The sequence below is a fragment of the Treponema parvum genome (assembly GCF_017893965.1).
Classification (GTDB): Bacteria; Spirochaetota; Spirochaetia; order Treponematales; family Treponemataceae; genus Treponema_D; species Treponema_D parvum.
Window position 1 is genome coordinate 1,497,828 of sequence record NZ_CP054142.1, and the last position, 21,681, is coordinate 1,519,508.

At 45.8% G+C, this 21,681-nt stretch carries 13 protein-coding genes and 1 tRNA gene; 8 read left to right on the plus strand and 6 right to left on the minus strand.

The features are described from left to right. Positions 1-44: 44 nt before the first annotated feature. Positions 45-2,324, plus strand: coding sequence for a hypothetical protein (locus tag HRQ91_RS06650; RefSeq protein WP_210118841.1), 2,280 nt, complete (start codon positions 45-47; stop codon positions 2,322-2,324). Then, positions 2,321-8,470, plus strand: a complete 6,150-nt coding sequence (gene dinB, locus HRQ91_RS06655; protein ID WP_210118842.1) for a DNA polymerase IV — start codon at positions 2,321-2,323, stop codon at positions 8,468-8,470. Before HRQ91_RS06650 ends, dinB begins: the two co-directional genes overlap by 4 nt. Before the next feature lie 186 nt (positions 8,471-8,656). Here the strand turns inward: dinB and HRQ91_RS06660 are convergent, their stop codons facing one another. From HRQ91_RS06660 to HRQ91_RS06675, 4 genes are read right to left on the minus strand one after another with little or no spacing between them, the layout of a single operon-like run. Next, the gene (locus tag HRQ91_RS06660) at positions 8,657-10,759 is read right to left on the minus strand and encodes an NHL repeat-containing protein (protein WP_246473176.1); all 2,103 of its coding nucleotides are present in this window, start codon (positions 10,757-10,759) and stop codon (positions 8,657-8,659) included. Further along, complete coding sequence (locus HRQ91_RS06665; RefSeq protein WP_210118463.1) at positions 10,752-11,435, minus strand: tetratricopeptide repeat protein; 684 nt, start codon at positions 11,433-11,435, stop codon at positions 10,752-10,754. Before HRQ91_RS06665 ends, HRQ91_RS06660 begins: the two co-directional genes overlap by 8 nt. 20 nt (positions 11,436-11,455) lie before the next feature. Further along, positions 11,456-12,229: a 5'/3'-nucleotidase SurE gene (surE, locus tag HRQ91_RS06670; protein WP_210118843.1), complete on the minus strand. Its 774-nt coding sequence runs from the start codon at positions 12,227-12,229 to the stop codon at positions 11,456-11,458. 19 nt (positions 12,230-12,248) lie between these two features. Then, a complete protein-coding gene (locus HRQ91_RS06675; RefSeq protein WP_210118844.1) occupies positions 12,249-13,430 on the minus strand; it encodes a galactokinase in 1,182 nt (393 codons plus the stop codon). A 65-nt stretch (positions 13,431-13,495) separates the two neighbouring features. On the opposite strand from HRQ91_RS06675, the gene lnt reads away from it, so the two are divergent. The 4 genes from lnt (at position 13,496) to HRQ91_RS06695 (ending at position 17,440) form a co-directional block, all read left to right on the plus strand. Beyond that, positions 13,496-15,247, plus strand: a complete 1,752-nt coding sequence (lnt, locus tag HRQ91_RS06680) for an apolipoprotein N-acyltransferase (RefSeq protein ID WP_210118845.1) — start codon at positions 13,496-13,498, stop codon at positions 15,245-15,247. Positions 15,248-15,414: 167 nt separating this feature from the next. After that, positions 15,415-15,993, plus strand: coding sequence for a biotin transporter BioY (locus HRQ91_RS06685; protein ID WP_210118846.1), 579 nt, complete (start codon positions 15,415-15,417; stop codon positions 15,991-15,993). A 5-nt stretch (positions 15,994-15,998) separates the two neighbouring features. Beyond that, on the plus strand, positions 15,999-16,799 hold the full coding sequence (locus HRQ91_RS06690; RefSeq protein WP_210118847.1) for an energy-coupling factor ABC transporter ATP-binding protein: 801 nt from the start codon (positions 15,999-16,001) through the stop codon (positions 16,797-16,799). Continuing rightward, the gene (locus HRQ91_RS06695) at positions 16,790-17,440 is read left to right on the plus strand and encodes an energy-coupling factor transporter transmembrane component T family protein (protein WP_210118848.1); all 651 of its coding nucleotides are present in this window, start codon (positions 16,790-16,792) and stop codon (positions 17,438-17,440) included. The genes HRQ91_RS06690 and HRQ91_RS06695 overlap by 10 nt, the downstream gene beginning before the upstream one ends. Positions 17,441-17,444: 4 nt before the next feature. Here HRQ91_RS06695 and HRQ91_RS06700 read toward each other — a convergent pair. Continuing rightward, a tRNA-Val gene (locus HRQ91_RS06700) sits at positions 17,445-17,518 on the minus strand. Positions 17,519-17,697: 179 nt separating this feature from the next. Continuing rightward, positions 17,698-18,687, minus strand: coding sequence for a Gfo/Idh/MocA family protein (locus tag HRQ91_RS06705; RefSeq protein ID WP_246473177.1), 990 nt, complete (start codon positions 18,685-18,687; stop codon positions 17,698-17,700). Positions 18,688-19,040: 353 nt separating this feature from the next. Here HRQ91_RS06705 and nrdR point away from each other — a divergent pair, with 353 nt between their 5' ends. Together nrdR and HRQ91_RS06715 are read left to right on the plus strand one after the other, a co-directional pair. After that, positions 19,041-19,505, plus strand: coding sequence for a transcriptional regulator NrdR (gene nrdR / locus HRQ91_RS06710; protein ID WP_210118849.1), 465 nt, complete (start codon positions 19,041-19,043; stop codon positions 19,503-19,505). After that, a complete protein-coding gene (locus tag HRQ91_RS06715; protein ID WP_210118850.1) occupies positions 19,502-21,643 on the plus strand; it encodes a ribonucleoside triphosphate reductase in 2,142 nt (713 codons plus the stop codon). Before nrdR ends, HRQ91_RS06715 begins: the two co-directional genes overlap by 4 nt. Positions 21,644-21,681: the final 38 nt, after the last annotated feature.

The following is a 21,681-nucleotide window of genomic DNA, read 5'->3' on the forward strand; positions in this document are numbered from 1 at the left end:
TATATCTATTGCATTGTAAACATACAATAGTATATTCTTTACATATGAAAAAAAATGTCCGGCCTGCACTGCTGTTTTTTGTGCGACTCTTTTTTTTTATTTCAGCGTGCATAAGCCGGAATTTTACAGCGCCAATTTTTGCCGCCTCAGATACATTCAGTCTAAGTTCCGGCAGAAGCGGTTCAAAAGCAAGCCAAACTGTCGGAGCCGACAGAACCGGCGCAAGCGTCAGCGCCGAAATACAAAAAAAACTGAAGCTCGAAGGATTTAACCCTAAAACAATCAACCTCATATCTCCCGGTGCAGGAGATTTTCCTTATAATATCTTACTCACCTTTGAAAAAAAAATAAATAAGGACGGACTTGAGACAAAAGGAGGCCAAGAGGAGTCCTCCTATTCTGTCGGCGCTTCCGCCTCATCCGAAACTTCTTCATATTCCAAAGATTTTAAAACAAATGTGATATTTGTCTTTGAGCAAAGCGATTTTTTAGTAAACCAAGGGCAAATAATCACACTTTTAAAAAGTATTTCCCAAAAAAAATACCCTTTCGAAGTTTCGATCTTGTTCCCTCCGAATTCAAGCGATTTTCTGGGAAAAGGAAATTTAATTACGGGTACGGATATTTTTGTAGATTCGATTGACCTTCCCGACAACACATTCGCCGTTTCAGTAAAATTTTCAAAAGATGAATATGAGATCGACGCATTCAAAGACGGTAAACGAAATAATTCTTCGCCCTCAAGCAAAACCGCTGAAACTTACGGCGACGAAGTTTCCGTCATAATGCCCGGAAGTAAAAATGAAGTAAGCCCTCTGTGGCTTGTCAAGGCTATCTCAAATTCCTTTTTGAAAAACAAGGCCGAATATACCGTTCCGGCGGGAACCTTTCTTACAGTGTTCAGATTCGGATTTCTGAAAGGGGACCCAATTTCCGATTCGTTTTTCAGAGAGGGGATTCCTTCCGTTTCGGTAACATTTGCGGACGATTTAAAGCTCTGTCCCGTGCTCCTGTCATTTCTTGACAACTTCAAGCCTGAAAAAACCGCCGAATGGGACAGGCATTATCTTTTTTTCACATTTAACGGGCAAAATTTTGTTTTAAACGAAGCATTTTTGGTGAGGTGCTACCTTGCGGCGGCCTTTGTAACGCTTTTTTTTCTATGCGCTCTTTCATTTTTTGCAGGAAAAAAATCATTGATCCATAGGAGCGAAATAAGAAAATTGTGGTATCTGCTTCCTCTTACGGTTATTATTTCCATAGCGGTCTTGGTATTCGGACTGCCGTTGACAAAACTTGCAGCGTCAAAGCTTCATTTATCGCCAGTAATGCAGCTTTATATCCGCATACAGCTTTTGTTTTTAGCGCTTTCAGCGGTATTTGTAATCATTTTGAAAAACCGCTGCTCCGGATACACGTATAAATTTTATATTACGCTTTCAACTATCGTAAACATATTCGTTTTCAGCGCAGCGGATCTATCGCTTTTTTTCTTGTTTGTATTCGAGTACATATTGTCCTTACTGCTGCGTCTTTCAAAAAGGGCGATCCCGTTTTCGATAATCGGACTGTTATTGTTTATTCCTTTTATTCCCTATGGAATTATTTTATGGCAATACATAGAAATACAAAAAATTTCAAACCTGATTTCAGGTAATATTTTGCAAAACATACTTTTGGCCTTCGCCGTTCAGCCGTTCAGCCTTGTATGGCTTCTTATACTGTCACAGATTCTAAACCGAAACCTGAAAAATAAAAAGACCTTTCAAAACCGAGGCATTGTTTTTACGGCGGCAGCTGCAAGTTTTATGATTTTCCTGTGCTTTTACGGAATATCGCACATTCTGGAAAAATACAGGTTCATTCCGTCTGTCGTAGACATAACGGACGGAGTAACGCTGATACGGTCGAAAAACAACCGTCTTCAAGTAACGGCCTTCGATTCGTTTGAATTCGGAAATTCCGTCTGCAATGTGGAAATAAGATCGTCAAAGCCTGCCGAACGTTACGAAATAAGCATATCAGGAAAAACGGTGCAGCCCGTGTACGAGGCGACCGTTCCTTACACGGAAAACACAAAGGATCTTAGCGCGGCTTTTCATCTTCCGGATTTTCCGCCCGAACTGTGCAGGATAACTTACACGGCGGCTGCCATCGAAGAAACCGCCGTAAGCGTCACTTCTTATTATGCAACTGACAGAGCGGGAACGTTTGAATGCGAGACTTGCACGGCGGTAATTTCCAAGGCGGACAATGAAGCACGCACAGCGGATTCGCCAGAGAATCGATACGGCAAAAAAACAGGCCTAGGTAACAGGACATGATCGAATGGAACGATATATGTATCCTCCACATTGATCTGGACGCTTTTTTCGCTTCCGTAGAAAAGATCGATAATCCCGATCTGAAAGGAAAACCCGTCATAGTCGGCGGAAAACCGTCCGACCGCAGGGCGGTAGTTTGTACGGCCTCGTATGAAGCTCGCAAGTTCGGAGTACATTCGGCCATGCCGATAACCAAAGCATACTCTCTTTGTCCGCAAGGCGTATACATAAGCCCGCGCATGGAACGTTATCATGAAAAATCTCAGGAAGTCATGGAAATATTCGCCGATTTTTCGCCCGAAATCCGCCAGATTTCGGTAGACGAAGCCTTTATAAACCTTTCCGGGACGCAAAGATTGTTCGGAAACCCTTCGGATACGGCGCGGAAAATAAAGACAGCAGTAAAAGAAAAGACGGGACTTACGGTTTCCGCAGGTCTCGCCCAAAACCGCTACATAGCAAAGATCGCGTCAGGTCTTTCAAAACCCGACGGGTTTTATGAAGTGCCGCCCGGAACGGAAGAAGACTTTATGTTAAGCCTTCCCATTGAAAAAGTATGGGGAATAGGCACGAAAACGCAAAAACGTTTATACGATTCGGGATTTAAAACAACAAAAGATATTCACTCAAAATCCCTTTCGCTTCTCCAAAGCATTTTCGGAACAGCTGCCGGATCCTTCCTATATAATGCGGTGCGGGGCAAAGAGGTGGAAACTTTCAGCGAATCAAAATCGCATTCTTTAAGTGCGGAAACCACCTTTTCGTTTGACCTTACCGATCGTTATGCGATAGGGACGGCACTTATGGAACTCTCGTATACGGTGATGTTCCGCCTAATAAAAGAAAACAAAAGCAGTAAGACCGTGTCCGTAAAGATCCGCTACGGAGATTTTACGACGGTTTCGATACAGGAAACCTTGGACAGTGAAATCTTTTCGGCGGAAGAACTTTTTGAACGCGCCGAAGCCCTGTTCGATAAAAAATATGATAAAAACCTAGGCGGAGTAAGGCTTTTGGGTCTTGCCGTACAAAACATAGGAAAATCCGCACTCCAGCAGGAAATGTTTGAAGAAAAAGGTGAAAAAAAACGTGCGATAGAAAAAAGCATACTTGAATTGCAGAATAAAAAACCCGAAATAAAAATAAAAAAGGCAAGACTTTTAAATAAAAACAAAAAAATCCCTTTAATACTGTTCCCTTTGCTCTTGTCGGCAATGTTTTTCCGACGCCCGGTATTTGCGGAAACAATGAACAAAACAGACGCCGCGGGTGCGGGAGCGATAGTCTTTGACGAATCGGCGCTGCCTCCTCAGAGCGGTGTAAAAGCAGTTTCCGACGGCACCTCGTCAATATTCAATTATTCTATAGATGACCGGCAGATAGAATTTTTAGCGGACGGCTATTGGGAATCCGCCATAGCCGGCACGGCTCAGGCAAATTTCGGTTTCGGAAATCCGTTCATGATTTCGACGGCTCCTCCCGTTTTTACTCAAAAAGTGGATTTAACTTTATGGTTTATGCTCGACAAAAAATGGTATTTTGAAGCCGCCTTTGCGGACGGTTTCGACAAAAACACCGTCGCCGCAGGATATTACGGAGAAGGCGCGCTAAAAGAAATACGCGTCGCAAACAGAGGAATTACATTTCCCAAAAAATATTCCATAGACAATGTGAACAGGGGAATAGGAGGAGGCAACAACGAGGCGCCGGGCGTTTCTCTTCACTTTGAAGACGACGAGCAAAACAAATGGAAGGGAGACTTCGCTTTTCGCTACGATATGCTTGAATCGCGGAGCAAAACATATTACGGAAAAAACAGCGTTAACGACAGTTCAATCCCCTTGTCGAAATGGCTCTCAGGACGGATATACGTGCTTCCTGACTCTCCGGCTTTTATTTCGGACATCAGAGACGTCTATGTGGAAAATTCCAACGGAACGTATACCGATCTTCAAGGAAGAAAATACAAAAAACTCTCAGAATCCGAATACATTCTTTTGCCGGTAAGAAGGCAGATAATTTTGTCGCAAAGCGCCGGGGCGACAATAAAAAACGGCATAGTTCCCGCCGTCGCGGTTTCTTTTTTTAACGGCTCGACATACACTGCCTTACGCAGCGCCCTCGGCGCCTTCGGCAGCGTCCAAAGCGACGGCACTTTAAGCGGAGCAAGCGGCTTTTTAGGCGAAATACAAAAATTTTTCGGGAGCGCCGCAGTCTCAGACGGTTCATCACGTCCCAACGTAGCATCGTTTTCATACGGGGGAGTTTCCGCACACGGTCCCATGCAGCCTGGAAGTTACCCAATTCCCGATCATACGGGAACTATGACGGACGGTTTTTTTTCAAAAATAGGCGGAACATCAGGCATCGAAGTTTTATTTATTCAGCATCCGGCAGGATTTTCGCCTTTCACCGCCGCCTTCCGCTACGACGGCGGAGTAAACCCCGTAGACAGCGCGGTCATCGCGTCGTCTTCCACACAGACAGAATCCGAACTTTTTTTAGCTACGGCAGCCGACGACCTTACGTTTACGTCGCAAGACTACACTTCGCAGAAACATAACTACGTAGACGTTTTCAGATCCGACGTTTCCGCAAGCGCCAATTCTCTCGTAAAGCCCCAAGTGCGATACCCTCTTGCGGACATTGCGCCCGGCTGCTATTTAGGCTATGAGACCTCATCTGACCTTTATCTGCGGCTTCGCTCATATTCGGCAGTTTCCAGATTCGACATAGGGACGGAGGCAGTTCCAGGAACCGTCAGACTTTATAAAAACGGCGTGATAGACGGAGCGGCAAAATATGATGCGGAATCGGGAATAATAACGCCCTCTTCAAGCATATCGGGGAGCGACAGGATCTACATCACTTGGTATGAGCAAAGCGCGGCAGACGGCAGCGGAGCCGTCGCTGCGGCGGCCGGATATTCCAGACAGTTTACGAGAGAATGGAGCGGCGACCTGTCTTTTTCAACAAGATGGCCTTATAACCCAAAAATAAACTATGCCGACGCATCAAATTCTCAATCGGGTTTTGCGACGGTCGCCGCGGGGCTTGAGTACGCTACAGAAAATTTTACATTTTCAAATACGGCCGCAGCTACGCTTGAATCTCCCAACGTGAGCGGAAAATACCGCGTACTCGCGATGGACGACAGATCACCCGACACTGTAAATCTTTCAGAAAATTCCGGCACGGATCTGCCTGAAGGCTTTACTCCGTCTTTAAATGCGCGGAAGGGAACCGCGCCGGGCAACGAGCCGCCTCGATTGTCATACCAATATAACGGCTCCCAAAGTGCGGAAAACGGTTCTACGGATCCTGAAATTTCAGGCTATAAAATTCCCGTTTCATGGGATTTTTCATCATGGGAAGGACAGAGCGTATGCGCATGGGCGGCTACGACGATAGACTTAGGACCGAGCGCTTCACTGCTTGCCGCAGGCACGGAATTTTCCATCGCCATAAAACCCCAAAACACTTCGGTAACAAACTACGACGTATACTTGCAGTTGGGCGTTTCAGCCGACGATGATTTTACAGTAGAAGATTCCGGTTCCGTTCCTACGTGGAAAATTTCCGACGTCTCGACTCCCGATGTGAGAAATCCATTCAATCCGGCCAACGGAACGTTTTCACAAAACATAGTGAAGATCCGCCTTACCCAGGAAGACGTAAGCCGCCTTTCTTCCAATCGCGGCGCCAGAATAATAATAGTTGTAAACGCAACTTCGACGGGAAGCGGACACGGCAATTCAATTTCGGACGCAAATTCAAACAAAACCGGAACCTTGTGGGTCGGTCCCTATGAAATTCAAACGCAGGGAGTCTTTACTTTTCAAGCGGACAAATTAAAGGTCACAAGTTCCCAAACAAAATCCGATTTTTCAGGCTCCGGAGATTTTAACTCGTCCGCAAACTATGTGCAAAACGTCGACTGGAAAAACTCGGATGATTCCACCGTTGACAAAACGGACATAACAATAACTCGGTACTTCAGCGAAGTTGACATATCTCCTTATAAAAAAATAAATCTTTATTTTCGCTTTGCGCCGAAGGAAGAAACGCCGCTGGCAACAGACGACTCGGCCTGCGCTTTCGCCCTCACGCTCGACCGCAATTCAAAAGGAATAAGTTCTTACGACAAGACAGCCCTTCGCTTGGAAATTCCCCGTTCGGAATTTAAAAACTATGCCGACTCCCTATGGCACAAACTTACTGTCGACAGATCCGAAAAAAAAGTGACTATCGACGGCAAGGCTGTCGCTGTAAAAGACCTTTTAGTCGACACAAAAACGGTTCCGTCGCGGCTCAAGATGACGATTGCAACGGCGATGGACGGTAAACTTTTTAAATCCGGCCGTTTCAGTTTTGACGAACTTTATCTTTCGGACACAAAAGAATATTACATTCTCGAAGACAATGTAAAAACTTCTTATAAAAAAGACGGTATCATATTGGCGGCGGGAAAATTTCCTCTGCTTGAAAATTTTTCATTTAAAGCCCGGACAAATTCTGCGGCAAGCATACGTCAGGAAGAATCGAACAAGGCGGATTCTTCTCTTGCGGGCAGCGCCTCTGCAGGCGTAACCCTTGCGACAATAGCTTTTTCAGGCGAAATCAGCGGTTCCACATCAGACGATACTAAACTCTCAAACGCGGGTCACAAAATTGAAACCACAGCTCCGCTTTTCGGTATTTTTTCGGCCGCAGAAGAGTATAGATACGATCCTGTCGAAAAAAGTCTTCATAAACAAAACGGAGCGGGAGCGGATCTTAAAACTGTCGGCGTTCCTCTCGATGTTTACGTAAACACGGAAGCCGTTTCAAACGCGTGGCATTCGACGCAAAAAAGTTCCGTACAATCGGATCTGTCTTTAGCTTCTCAAAATCTTTCATATTTTTTAACCGCAAAATTCAGCGCGGATCAAAGGCTTTTGCCGTCGCATTGCGGCGTAAAGAGGATAGACTCAAATTCCTATTTTCAAGGCTGGAAGGACAGTTCTGCCCTCGCCTTTTCGACCGGAAAAGAAAACGCTTCCGGACGAAACGTCGCGGCGGGTATTTCAAACGTCTTAAAATTCCCCTACATGGGATTTTCGCCGCAGGCGGACATTTCGTGCGAAGGCAGGTATTCTTCATCAAAATCCGTCCTTTTTGCGGATTCCGCCAAGATAAAACTCAAGTTCCCGTTTTCGATCGGTTCGAACAATATCATTTTTCAATGGGCAAGAGAAGCAGGAGGAACGAAGAACGTGACGGCGGGAGGAGATTACGGCGAAGACGTAAAAGAAATTTCAGACTCCCTCGGCAGGCGCGAATATTTTTTCAAAGCCCTGCCTTTTCACGACATGGTAAGCGCTTCTCTTCCTCAAAAGGTGTTTAAAAACACTTCAGCCCTTTCCGACGTTTCAGGTAACGAAGGATCCTTATACTACAGCACAATATACGACCTGTCGTGGCGGCGTCCTGTATGGGGAAGTATCCGCGACTTATTGCTGCCTACTTCCGTTTCGCTTTCGGCCTCGCGCGACATAAGGACGTCCGCAAGAATAAGCGACATTTATCAATACAAGGCGGCGCTGAATTATACCGCGTTCAACATATTCGGGCAAAACGGAACGCTGATGAAAACATCCTTATTTAAGCAGGATGAATATACGGCTTCGGTATCGGCGGCGGCAAAAATTCCGCGCGACAGCGGCGAAAGACGATATGTTTACGACAGTTACGTTCAAGCCAATTTTTACTACAATGATACGGATACGGTACGGCTGGGCGGTGAAATAAGTTTTGAAACGTCCGACATATGGGCAACCAGGGCTACCGTGATCTGGAAGCGACGCGGTAAGACAAGTCCCTTGCTGGCGGCAGTGACGCTTTTTAAGCCTGCTTACGACATGTCGGGCGTAGTTTTAACGCGCTCGGACAGCGTAAATATCTCTTTTTCCGAAAGCGAAACATATTCCACTACAAATTCCAAGGTGATAAAAAGACAGGCTTTCGAACTGAATCATTCGGCGGATATGAAATTAAACGGGAATCTCACCGTATTTTCTTTTTTAGCGGAAACGTATAACTGCACATGGGATAAAATTATTCTGCTAACAATAAAAGCGGGATTGGGAATGAGGATGGAATTTTAAGGGTCAAGCGCGGCATGCAAGCGGCGAACCGCGCCGTGGTACGCCGTTTCGCGGCGAAAGTGTGTCAGCGTGCGACTGCATTTCGCGGCGCCCAAGTTCGGCGACGCAGCATAATGACTCGTCGCGGCGACGCCTGGCATACGGACGGCGGCGCAGGCAACATGCGGGCGCGATGTTCTTAGACTCTCACTGCAGCGGAGCAAAGTAACCGCTTTCGTCACGGCCGCTGCGGTTCATAAGATAAATTTCAGCTTCTACGGGAAGAAACGCCCGGCCGAAATTCGTAGGCAAAGAAGACCTGAAAGAAAGTTGATATAGTCCGGACGGAAGATTTATTATGTCGGTCACAACCGATAAAAGGCCTTCCGGGCGGTAAACATAATACGGCTCCCCCGCCGTATTATCGCAAAGGTACTGTATTTCGCCGTCAAGAGAACCCTCTTTCAAATTTATTACGGAAAACGCTATGGAATTATTATTGAGATAGGCCGTCAAATTCGAAAGCCCGTAATTTCCGAAAGCGGACGAAGATACGTTTCCGCAGGTTATATAAATTATCGCACGCTTTTTTTCGCCGGACATAAGATCGTTCGCGGCAAGCCGCAAAGCCAGATCAAGTCTGCCTTCGCTTTCCAAGGGCGCTTTTAACGCCGCAGGCGAAAAATTAAGCAGTCCCCGCGTATTTCCCCTGTATTCAAGGACGGGAATTTTTCCTGCCGAAACAACCCGCACTGTTCCCTTCCCTTCCATAGCGGAAACAATCTCTCTGACGGCAGTTTGAAGCTCGCCGCTGCTTGCCGCCATGGCGGGATTCCTGTCAATCACAAATGTTATATCGGCAACGGTATTTGCAGACACGGCGCCCTCCAGCCGCAGATCGGTTACGGGTCTTTTGTTTTCGCTCACGTAAAAATTCACGTCTCTAAGGCCGACTACGCTCTGGCGGCGGCGGTTTTCCACACGCACATCCATCGTAACTTTCGGAAATTCTTCCGCGTTCACGTGTTCGATCTGAACGAAAAGCCCGCCTAAGACTTCCGTCATTTTGGACATAAGGTAAACTTCGTTGGCGGTAATATCCGTAACAAGAATGTTGCCGTTTACGTCGGGAACGGCGCTCGTAATGCGCGAAGGCGCATTGCCGGTATTTGCGTTTTCAAACACGGAACCGTTTCTTGTATCTACGGAAATAATACGATTTTTATCGCAAACGACCAAGTAACTGCCCCATTTTTTCATAGATTCGGGCTTTGAAAACTTTTTTTCTTCAACAAGAATATCGACATAGTTTCCGAAGCGATCAAACTCGTAAATCGCTCCGCTGACACAGTCGGCGACAAAGACCCTGCCGTCGTCTACGGCAATTCCTGTCGGCCCCGAAAAACCCGGAAACGAGGCCGTCTTCGAGCCGAAAAAAAACAAAGGTTCGCCGTCGCGGTCAAAAACATTTACCCTGCAGTTTCCGAAATCTGTAACGTAAATATTACCGTATCCGTCCTGTGCCAAATATTGAGGCCCTACCATCTGGCCTAAAGAGCGCCCCTTGGAACCTATATATTTTTCAAATCGCCCGTTGCCGGTAAAAAGGCTGAGCCTTCCCCCTGCGCTTTCGCTTATCAAAAGTTTTCCGTCCAAAAGTCTTATAATATCCGTAGGACGGTCAAAGCCGTTAATGGGACCGGTTACGCGGTTTATCACGTTTCCGTTTACGTCGATGCGTAAAAGATCGTTGGAACCGTATGATAAAACCCATATTGAACCGTCGGGATTAGGCAAAACTGAAACGGGCTGGCTGAAAACCGTTTCTTTTCCGTTTACGCCGGGAAAGCCGCCCGCCTCCGTATACTTCAGCGAGGATTCCTGATTGGCCCCTGTTATGCGGCGCTCGCGGACAATTTCTATACGGTTTTGCAAAAGAAGACCGCCGTAACCCGCCTCTGCTGCAAACTGCCACTGCTGCAATGCGGCTCCTTCAATGCCTGAACGATAGTAGGCTTTTCCCAGCCAGTCCAAAATAAGGTTTTCTTCCGGCAAATAAGACAGAGCCTTTTCAAACTGCAAAATGGCGTCGTTGAACGCGTTGCGATAATAAGCCTGTACGCCCCGCCTGAATTCCGTTTCAGCGTAAGTGTTTGCGCTCGAATTCCTGCCGAAATCGGTCTGTGAAAAAACGCCTTTACTTCCCGCAAAAAACAGCAAAGCCGTAAAAAAAGTTATTTTTATAATTAAAGAATCTCTACAAAAACCGAGACCGTCAAATTTTTTTTTCATAAAGTACCAATCACGCATAACGGGTTTCCGTTATGATCCTGAGATGCTCGGCAATTTCATGGTTCCCCTTGTTAAGGAGCGAAGCCTGCCGCACATATTTATCGGCTTCTTTCATAAGACCGAGCTTAAAATATACCCAGCCCAAAGAATCAAGACAGGCAGCCGAATTGGGCTCGCCGTCTACGGCCTTTTTACAGAAAGCGAGAGCTTCCGTAAGATCCCGATTTTCGCACGCGAGCACGTAACCCAAACCGTTTAGCGCCGTAAGATTTTTGGAATCTTCGGCAAGCGCTTTTCGATAATAGTCTATACAATCATCGATTTCATCCTGCTGCCATGAGATATAGGCCAAAGAAGCGTAGACTGAAGCCGGGCGGTAGCCGAGTTCGAGCAATTTGTTCAATTCAAATTGCGCAAGCCGCTTGCGACCCGAAAGAGCGTAGATCACTGCAAGGATGTAGCGGCATTGAAGTATGCGGTTGTTGTTTTTTCCTGCCGTAACCACCTGCTCCAAATACAAAAGAGCGTCGTCATAACGGCCTACCTTGGCATAGCACAGACCTATGTAATACATAAGCTCCATGCTGTCGGCGCCGGAATCGTCGGGAAGAGAGAGAAAAAAAGCAAGCGCTTCTTTAAAGGAATTTCTGTTGTATAGACTTATTCCTTCGGATAGAATTTTATCATCAGACATTACAACCCACCGTATTTATTTTACAGTGAAAATGAAATATCGTCCACTATTCCTGCGCTTTTAGGTTCGGCATAAACGCGAGTTACGGAAATAAATCCTTTTTCAACGGCTTCATAATCGTGATATGTTCTTCCGCTCGTATGTATTTTGCCGCCCTGAGCAGAACAAATCTTCGTTTCATCGTCAATCTCGTCAATCTTTATGCTGTCGTTATACCGTCTGAAAGAAATATCCGTCATCTTGACTCCTAGATACGCTGCGGACGAGCTTAAGGCGTTTACGTTTACAAAGACGCTGTTCCCGTCGTGTTCTTCCGCATATGAAACCGGACGGCAAAGAGAAATAAGAAGTTCGAGATTTTTCGCGGCAAAATCCGCAAGGCCGTCATAATAGTAATTTTCGTCATGAGTTTCCAAACTGAGCGCTATGCCGGGAATTCCTGCGAGCGCGGCCTGCCTGGCTGCGGCGGCTGTTCCCGAATAAACTATGTCGGTTCCTATGTTCGCGCCTTGATTTATTCCCGAAATTACGGCGTCGGGCACACGCGAAAGAAGCCTTCCTCCCGATCCTGCCGAAAGTATCACGCAGTCGGCAGGAGTTCCCTCATAGCAGTACACGCGGTCTTTTATCTTTGTAAGCTTTAAAGAACGATCCATGGATACGCACTGAGAAACTCCCGAACGGTTTCTGTCGGGAGCAACTACCCAAACCTCATGTTCAAAAGACAATCGCTTTGCCAGAACGCTGAGGCCGTCGCCCGATATACCGTCGTCATTAGTCAAAAGAAGCAGCATATTTTAAATCTTTTATCCTTTAATTTTTTATAATATGAGCTCCGTCCGCCGGAAGTACCGGATATGTGAGCGGATGAAACCCGAATATCCTTTCGTAGTCTTTCAAATACTTTTTAAAAGTCTCTACATCGTCTTTGCGGATTATAGTGTAAAGACAGCGTCCGAACCCCTTTCCCGTTATGCGTCCGCAGGTTACGGGATTTCTTACATCTTCAAGGTTCGGTTCAAGTTCCCCCACGCGCTTTAATATCCAATCTATTTCAGGGCAGGATATCTCATAAAGGTCTCTCATGCTTTCATGGCTGCGGTTTACGGCGCGGGCAAACATTCCGAAATTCTTTTTGGCAATTCCGTCAAGCGCAAGTAGAACGTTATTATGTTCATACATGATGCACAAAAGCCTGCGTCTCATATCTTCGGACACCACTGAAAGAGTTTCGTTTATTTCCGTAGTGTCCGCGCTGTAAGACCAGCCGCCGTGTGCGTTGATTTTTTTTTCTTTAAGTTCCCCTAAAATCAAAGCGTTTCCGGCTTCGATCATCACGTCTTTATCCCAAGTGGAAATTCGCGGAACCCTTGCGTCCGTGAGCATCACGACATGCTCGTTAAAATCGACGGGAATATTCTCGCAGCGTCCCTTTGAATGATCTGTCAAAAGAAGCGTTCCTTTTTTCGAATACAGGGCTGAAAAATTGTCCGCAAGAAAATTTCCCGTGTTAAGGAATAACTTATTGCCTCTTTCGATAACCTGAAGAAGCTGCGGTTCGGAAAAACTAAGCGAAAGAACCGCATTTACCGCCAGCGCCGTTCCGATTTTTATCGCAGTGGTGATGCCGAATCCTGCGGAAGGGAGAATATCGCTGTATATCGTAAAACTAAGGCCCTGAAGGGTTGCGCCCCCAGAAACGAATCCGTATATTATCGCTTTTACGGCGTTGGCCCAGCGGTCTTCTTTTTTGAATTTCAGCGATGTAAGGCTTGTTTTTTTTCGTTCGTTGAGCTGCGGAAAATAAAAATGAAGCGATGAGTCTTCTCGGCGTGAAACGGCTACATAGACGGGCAGATTTACGGCCATCGAAAGAGTTTTATCTCTAAAAAACCAAGAATGTTCGCCTATAAGATGAAAACGTCCGGGAGCACAAACCGTTATATCGGGCAAGACCCCGTATTCGGTTTTGTGTGCGCCGTTTACAAACTCCATAATAAATTTTCCACTATAATATCATTATTGCGTTTTTACAACGTTATAGGATAGAATATACCGTAATGAATCTTTTTTTACAAGTTTTTTGCTCGCTTTTTTCCGCGCTGCTGTGCGCTCTTGCCGTTCCAAATGAATTTTTAACTTTCGGTTCGCCTTTTTTAGGTCTTATCGCTCTCATTCCCCATTATCTTGCCGTTTCAAAAAGCACTTCGTTCAAAAACGCCGTATTTTTAAATGCCTTACAGGTTATGGCTGTACACTTGATTTCAAGTTTTTGGCTTGCAAATTTTAGAGATTTCGCAATATTTACTTTGGGCGCTTCGGCGGCGGGGACGGCCTGTATAGGAGCATTTTTCGGTTGGATTTTATTTTTTCCGTACGCAAAACCGAGCCGTGTTTATGCAAAACCGCGCGGCCTTTATGTAAAAACGCACGCGGCGGAAAGTGTTTTATTAAGACGCGATATAAAAAAAATCTTTTACCCGTCTTTTAGAATTCTTTATTTTTCTGCGGTCTGGGTAGCGTGGGAATGGGTAAAATCCAACGGATTTTTAGGCTATCCGTGGGGAACTCTTTCAATGTGTTTTTATAATGCTAAATGTTTTATACAGATCGCAGATATTTCAGGCGCGTACGGAATAACTTTTCTTGCAGTTCTCTTTTCTTCGGTATGCGCTGAAGGCATTAATCTCATCGGTTCAATAAAAAATTTCCAAAATCCTAAAGAAATTCTCTCGGATTATAAAATGACCGCCTCTCTGTGCGTTTCTTTTTTTGTACTGAGCTTCGCTTACGGGGTTTTTCAGTATTCGAAAAAGCGCACCCCCGTAAAGTTTTTGAACACCGTGATCGTCCAACAAAACATAGATCCTTGGGGCGATACAGACGATTCTTTATCCGTAACTCTGTCAAAAAATCTTTCGGAACAATACATAGAACAGATGCGTGAAAACAGGATTTCGCCCGATCTTGTCGTATGGAGCGAAGCGGTGCTGCGCTGCCCATTTCCGCAAGGACAAAATTATTACAAAAAAGCTCCCGCCGACGAACCTTTGATAAATTTTATCGATCGCATGAACGTACCGTTTTTAGTGGGCGCGCCTTATCTGTTGGACAAAAAAACAAATTCATACGGTAACGCGGCGGTTCTCATAGACGCCGACGGAATTTTTCGCGGTGCATACAGCAAAATTCACCTAGTTCCATTTGCGGAAATAATTCCGTGGGTCGAATTTAAATGGGTGGCCTTTTTGATGGACAGTTTGGTAGGGTTCTCAAGCAGCTGGAAAGCGGGAAATCAATACGTGCTTTTCGACATTCCGGCACATGTAAATCCTGAATATGAGGCTCCTGTGTCCGTCATCTCGCTTACGGAGGAATCAAAAGTCCCCGTAGTGAGAATCGGAACTCCTATATGCTTTGAAGACGCATTTCCTAAAATATGCGGGAATTTTTCCAAAGCCGGATGCGAGCTTTTCATAAATCTTACCGACGATTCGTGGTCGCGCACCGCTTCCGCCGAATATCAGCACTTTGTTATCGCAGCCCTGCGCTCCGTCGAATTTCGTACCCCGATGGTGCGCTCTACGAATTCCGGCTATTCAACCGTCATAGATCCGGCAGGCAGAGTGCTTCAGGACTTACCGCTTTTTACTCCCGCAGCCGCTTCCTGTGCCGTACCCGTATATGAAAAAACGGTAACTATATACGAACGATTCGGCAACTGGCTCGCATATTGCTGCATGATATTCGTATTTTTAAGCCTTTGTTTTGCCGCAAAAGACGGAACGGAAAACAACGGAACGGCGCATTAACTAGGCAGATTTTTTGACGGCCGCCGGATCGGCGCGGTGATCCGACGCAGCACGAACGGCCGTACTTGACGCCGCATGTCAGCACGGCAAAATTGCGCTGCGGATCAGCGCTGTTAATTGTCAACCTATTTAACTTTTTTAATGCCAATTGTAAACTACCGTCACATATGAAAAAGAATTTTGTAATTCCGGTTTTTATTGCGGCATTTGCCGCTCTTATCGGCGCAGGCGCTTTTATAGCAATTCCTGCCGGGGCTACGGTAGTTCCTATCGTAATGCAAAACATGTTCGCCGTTCTTTCAGGCTGTCTGCTCGGAGGGCTTAACGGCGGAGCGGCCGCGCTGCTCTTTGTCCTTGCGGGAACTATGGGACTTCCTGTGTTTTCAGGAGGGCGAGGAGGCGTCGCCCACATACTAGGCCCTACGGGAGGTTTTCTTATAGGCTATATTTTGGCAGCCGCAGTATCGGGCCTGATAGCGGGAAAACCTAAAGTCCTGCAAAAGACCTCCAAGGTCAAATACGTTTTACGCTTGGCCGCCGCAGCCGTATCTGGCTTTGTCGTGCTTTACGTACCCGGCGTCCTATGGTTTATGCACACCCGAAACGCAAGCTTCGCTTCCACTATGGCCGCCTGCGTGCTTCCGTTCATTTTAGGAGATGTAATAAAGTGCATACTAACCGTCTTGTTTTCTTTAAAATTTCGTCCGGTAATCGCCCGATACTTAAACTCGGATGAACGTCCTTAAAAAGTATGCAATTTTCTAACGCTTCGTCTGCACCCAAGCCGTCCGGCGCCAAGCTTGAAGTCTGCAAGCTGAGCAAATATTTTTACATATCGTCGGAAGGTAACGATGTAAAGACCGTCCTCGACGATATTTCGTTTACGCTCGAACAGAGCAGCTGCACGGTAATAGGAGGCGCAAACGGTTCCGGAAAGACAGTCCTTATGTCGATCATTGCAGGCCTTTTAAAACAAAGCTCGGGCGAAGTAACAATTTCATTTTCCGACGGCAAAAAAAGCGACGGTAAAAAAAAATTCGCAGGGATCGTCTTTCAGGACGCGGATTCGCAAATTTTGGGCGAAACCCCCTTGGAAGACGTCATGTACGGAGCCGTAAACTGCGGTCTTTCCAAGCCGGAAGCAAAAAAGGCCGCGTTGGAAGCGTTGGGAAAAGTAGGACTTAGAGACAAAGCCGAGCACCCTGCCAGATTTTTATCAGGCGGGGAAAAACGACGCCTAGCGGTCGCCGGAATTCTTGTGATGGACCGCCCTCTGATAATTTTTGACGAACCCTATGCAAATTTAGACTATGACGGCGTAAAGCAGGTAAATTCTCTTATAGAATTTCTTAAAGGTCAAGGCAAAACTCTCATAATTTTAATGCATGAAATTGAAAAATGCCTCGCCCTCGCCGACCGTTTTATAGTCTTATTCAAAGGAAAAAAAGTTTTTGACGGCTCGCCTAAAGAAGGCATTCAAAAAGACCTTGCAGCGTGGGGCATAAAACCGCCGACGCCCGGCACAAGGGTTGAGGATCTCATATGGAAATAAAAAGGCAAAGAGCGACGACAGACTTCATCCTTTACGGTTACCGGATCGGAAACAGTTTTCTGCACAAAATTCCTGCCGGAATAAAGCTCCTTGCAATACTCGTTTTGAGCGTATGCATTTTATATGCTCCTGCCGCCGCATGCGCCGCATTTTTTTTAATATTAATATTGTTCGCTCTAAAAGCCGAAATTCCTTTCAGCCTCTTAACGGCCGATCTTACCCCAATATTTTATTACGGAATTTTGCTGTACGTAACTTCAGCCTTATCTAAAAAAAACTTTATGCCTTCCCTTAGTGACGTGATATTTTGTTTTAGACTTTTGACAATGCTTATGATGTCGTCGATTTTATTCAGAACCACGACGCCCTTGGAATTAAAGTCCGCGCTGGAAGAAATTGAAATTTCCATAAGAAAAAAGCTTCGTCTTAAACCGAAGGCGGAAATCGCCGTCATGTTTTCGTATTTTTTGCTTTTTTTGCCGCGGATATTTGCTATATGGAACGACATAAGCCGCGCTTACAAAGCCCGCGGAGGAAAAAACGACATCAAAAAAATCTTTGTTTTGTTCCCTATTCTCATCTCGCTAAGCATTCATAAGGCATGGAACACGGCCCTTGCGGCAGAGGCAAGAAGCCGGTAAAAATTGCGCGATACTAGAATCGAACTAGTGACCCCAAGCGTGTCATGCTTGTACTCTAACCAACTGAGCTAATCGCGCTTATCGATATGATAGAAACAGCTTATAAAAAAATAAGATTTTAGTCAATCAACATATCACGCCGCAGATTCGCGGTATTAAACTACACTCCCGGCAGCGTCTTGCCGCTCGCAACAAGGATCCTCCAGCCGTTTGCGCGGAAAAGTTTGTACCGCGCCGCCGTAAAAAAGCTTGCAAAATCAATTTTCAAACGGATAGACGATTCCGGTTTTTTTTCTTATGTCGTCCATCATTTCCATCATGTAGACGGTTTCTTTATGCGGCATGGACGGACACTCTGTCTTTCCGCTTTCTATCGCTTCTACCGTCTCCGCAACTTCGTATTCAAAACCTGTAAGCTGAGGCGGAACTTCAATTTCTTTTATCAATTCATATTTTTTATCGAATACGAAAACTTTTTGCGGATTATTTATATTTTCAACCTGAATAAAACCTTTCGTACAGTGTATCATTCCGTACCTGTCCGAAACGGCGGACGCTCCGGCGCAAAGAATCGCCATACGTCCTTTTTCCTTGTAAACCAGAGTATAACTGTCGTTTATGTCTACGCCCGTATCGCTTTTTTGGCAGACGGCATGAATTTCATCGGGATGACCGAACGCCATTACGGCAAAATTCAGAGCGTATACGCCGACGTCCAAAAGAGCGCCGCCTGCAAGCTCAGGCCTTACGATCCTTTCCTTATGCATGATCGGATACCCGAGATTCGCGGTGAGCATCCGCGCTTCCCCCACGATATTCGAAGCGATCACATCGTCGATAATCTTGCGGCTGGGCTCATAGCGCGTCCAAATCGCTTCAGTAATAAGGAGGCCTTTTTTTTCCGCAATATCGATAAGATTTTTCGCCTGATCCGCATTGGCTGTAAAGGCTTTTTCGCAAAGCACATGTTTACCGTTTTCAAGACACAAAAGCGCATGTTCGAAATGATGAGAATGCGGCGTCGCGATATAAATCAAATCCGGCTTAGGATCGCGGAGCATCTGTTCATACGAGCCGAAAGCTTTTTCTATGCCGTGCCGCTCTGCAAATTCCTTTGCTTTATTAAAATCTCTGGAAGCGATGCCGTACAGCCGAACGCTTTCGTCCCCCGTTTCATTCATCCTTCGTACGGTTGTCGCCATGGTTTCAGCTATTCTCCCGGCGCCTATAATTCCCATAGATATCATAAAAATCCTCCGATCGTATACAATAAGCTTAGCACATAAAGATTTTTCCCGCCATCGAAAGTTTTTGATGCGGTTAAGCCGTATAAAGTTATGCTAGGCGGGCACTGCGCCGCAGGAGCCGCCTTTTCGTAGCAATTTCACTTTTTCCCACTGCACTTCCACTGTCTTCCCGCAGCACTTTCGCCCGTTCGGTAAAAATTTAAAAATAAATTTCCTTCTCCTACTTGTAATATCATATATAGCGGTGTATAATGCAAAGAACATTAAAAAAAACGCTATATACGGGGTTAAATTTTCATATGAATTTAACTCCATATTTATTATAAAGATACGTCGATTCAAGGTGAATAAAAGTGCGCTGTCCTTATTGCGGAAGTCTGGACGACAAGGTAATTGAGTCTCGAACAATGGCAAACGGAGGAACTATCCGGCGAAGAAGAGAATGTTTGTCGTGCAGTTACCGCTTTACAAGTTATGAGCGCATTGAAGAAAAACCGTTTATGGTAGTAAAGCGGGACGGCCGAAGGCAGCCTTTCGATCTTTCGAAACTTTCAAAGGGTATTGAAAGGGCTCTTGAAAAAAGGCCCGTTTCGGCGCCGAGTATCGAAAACCTTGTCAACGAGATTGAAGACGAGGCGATCATGCGCGGAAAGACCACGCGCGAGATCAGCACTGCGGAGCTTGGAGAACTTGTGCTCAATAAATTGCACAAATTCGACAAGGTAGCTTATATACGCTTTGCGTCCGTATATAAGCATTTTGAAGATTTAAATGAATTTATAACGGAAGTAAATAAGCTCGGGGGGGGAAAGGAATGAGCGAAGCTGCAAAACAGTCGGTTTTTCCGGAGTGGAGAAATTTTTTAGGAAACGGCGGCGATAAGGAAACTGCCGGTTTTATAAAATCAGTCGTAAAGCGCTCCGGCGAAATAGCCGCTTACGACAGATCTAAGATAGAAAAAGCGATCGGTAAGGCAATAGAAGCCGTTGAAAAACATCCCGATCCCGAAAAAGCTCAATCTCTCACAAATTCCGTGGAAGAACATCTTCGTCTGCTTATGGCCGGCCGCCGCGCTCATTCGATTCCGGCGATCGAAGAAATTCAAGATATTGTCGAAACCGTCTTAATAGAAAACAAAGAAGTCGAGATTGCAAAAGCTTACATTTTGTATCGTTCGAGGCACGAAGCCTTCCGCGATTCTAAAAAACTGATGCTTGACATAAACGGCACAATGGACGGCTACCTTTCTCAATCCGATTGGCGGGTAAATGAAAATGCAAACGTAAACTTTTCATTGGGCGGACTTATTCTTCACAATTCGGGAACCATAACCGCCAATTACTGGCTTAAAAACATATATTCCAAAGAGATAGCGGAAGCCCACAAAACGGCAGCGTTCCACATACATGACCTTTCCATGTTTTCAGGCTATTGCGCAGGATGGTCGCTCAGACAGCTAATAAAAGAAGGGCTGGGCGGCGTCCCCGATAAGATAACTTCGACGCCGGCTTCTCATCTTTCAACTCTTGTAAACCAGATCGTAAATTTCTTGGGAATTCTGCAAAACGAATGGGCGGGAGCGCAGGCTTTCAGTTCGTTCGACACCTATCTGGCGCCCTTTGTCAAGGCGGACAATCTTTCTGAAAAAGAAGTGCGGCAGTGCATACAGAGCTATATTTACGGAGTAAACACTCCCGGACGCTGGGGCTCGCAGGCGCCTTTTACGAACATTACGCTTGACTGGGTATGTCCCGACGACTTAAAAGATCAAAAGGCAATAGTCGGCGGCAAAGAAATGGATTTTACTTACGGCGACTGTCAAAAAGAAATGGACGTCATAAACAAACAGTTTATCCTTCTCATGCTTGAAGGCGACGCCGCAGGACGCGGGTTCGGCTATCCTATTCCCACGTATAATATAACCAAAAATTTCAACTGGGACAGCGAAAATACAAAACTTCTGTTCGAAATGACTGCACAGTACGGTACTCCCTATTTCCAGAATTTTGTCAATTCCGATCTGGATCCGAGTGACGTGCGTTCCATGTGCTGCCGTCTAAGGCTGGACAAAAGAGAATTGCGGAAGCGCGGCGGCGGATTGTTCGGTTCGGACGAATTTACAGGCTCTTTGGGCGTAGTTACGATCAACCTTCCGCAAATAGGATACTTGGCAAAAACCGAAGAACAGTTTTTCGCCCGTTTGGACTATCTTATGGATCTTGCAAAAGAAAGCCTTTGCATAAAACGCAAAGTTATACAAAAACTGCTGGACGGAGGACTCTTTCCGTATACCAGGCGCTATCTTAAGACCTTTGACAATCATTTTAACACGATAGGCTTGTGCGGAATGAACGAGTGCTGCATGAATTTTTTAAACTGCACTATAGTGGATCCTAAAGGTAAGGCGTTCGCCGAAAAGGTTCTCGATTACATGAGAGAAAGACTGCAGCAGTATCAGGAGCAGACGGGAGAACTGTTCAACCTTGAAGCTACCCCTGCCGAAAGTACTTCCTATCGCCTCGCACGGCACGATAAAGAGCAATTTCCGGACATAATAACAAGCGGAGAAACGGATCCGTATTATACAAATTCGACGCAATTACAGGTTGATTATACAACGGATGTGTTTGAAGCCCTTGACCATCAGGAATCCTTACAGACGCGGTATACCGGGGGGACGGTATTCCACACATTCATGGGGGAACAGGTTAAAGATTGGAAAAGCTGCCGAGACTTTGTACGCACTATCATGACCAATTACCGCTTGCCCTATGTTACAATATCACCGACGTATTCAGTCTGTTCCGTACACGGCTATTTGCCGGGTGAACAGTTTGAATGCCCGAAGTGCAAAGCGGAAGCCGAAAAAGCGCTCAAACTTAAGATCGAACAGCTTGAGGAAGAACGCAGGATGATCGTTTCCGGCGGAAATTCAAAAAACGCCAAAAACGATTAAAGAAATCCGCGAATCCTGCCGACCATAAATATAGTGTT

Excerpts from the sequence above, each read along its gene's own strand:
- HRQ91_RS06715 (WP_210118850.1), top strand. The coding sequence starts at position 19,502 with ATGAGCGAAGCTGCAAAACAGTCGGTTTTTCCGGAGTGGAGAAATTTT.
- HRQ91_RS06675 (WP_210118844.1), bottom strand. The coding sequence starts at position 13,430 with ATGGAGTTTGTAAACGGCGCACACAAAACCGAATACGGGGTCTTGCCC.
- HRQ91_RS06705 (WP_246473177.1), bottom strand. The coding sequence starts at position 18,687 with ATGATATCTATGGGAATTATAGGCGCCGGGAGAATAGCTGAAACCATG.
- dinB (WP_210118842.1), top strand. The coding sequence starts at position 2,321 with ATGATCGAATGGAACGATATATGTATCCTCCACATTGATCTGGACGCT.
- HRQ91_RS06665 (WP_210118463.1), bottom strand. The coding sequence starts at position 11,435 with ATGTCTGATGATAAAATTCTATCCGAAGGAATAAGTCTATACAACAGA.
- lnt (WP_210118845.1), top strand. The coding sequence starts at position 13,496 with ATGAATCTTTTTTTACAAGTTTTTTGCTCGCTTTTTTCCGCGCTGCTG.
- HRQ91_RS06685 (WP_210118846.1), top strand. The coding sequence starts at position 15,415 with ATGAAAAAGAATTTTGTAATTCCGGTTTTTATTGCGGCATTTGCCGCT.
- HRQ91_RS06650 (WP_210118841.1), top strand. The coding sequence starts at position 45 with ATGAAAAAAAATGTCCGGCCTGCACTGCTGTTTTTTGTGCGACTCTTT.
- HRQ91_RS06660 (WP_246473176.1), bottom strand. The coding sequence starts at position 10,759 with ATGCGTGATTGGTACTTTATGAAAAAAAAATTTGACGGTCTCGGTTTT.
- HRQ91_RS06690 (WP_210118847.1), top strand. The coding sequence starts at position 15,999 with ATGCAATTTTCTAACGCTTCGTCTGCACCCAAGCCGTCCGGCGCCAAG.
- HRQ91_RS06695 (WP_210118848.1), top strand. The coding sequence starts at position 16,790 with ATGGAAATAAAAAGGCAAAGAGCGACGACAGACTTCATCCTTTACGGT.
- surE (WP_210118843.1), bottom strand. The coding sequence starts at position 12,229 with ATGCTGCTTCTTTTGACTAATGACGACGGTATATCGGGCGACGGCCTC.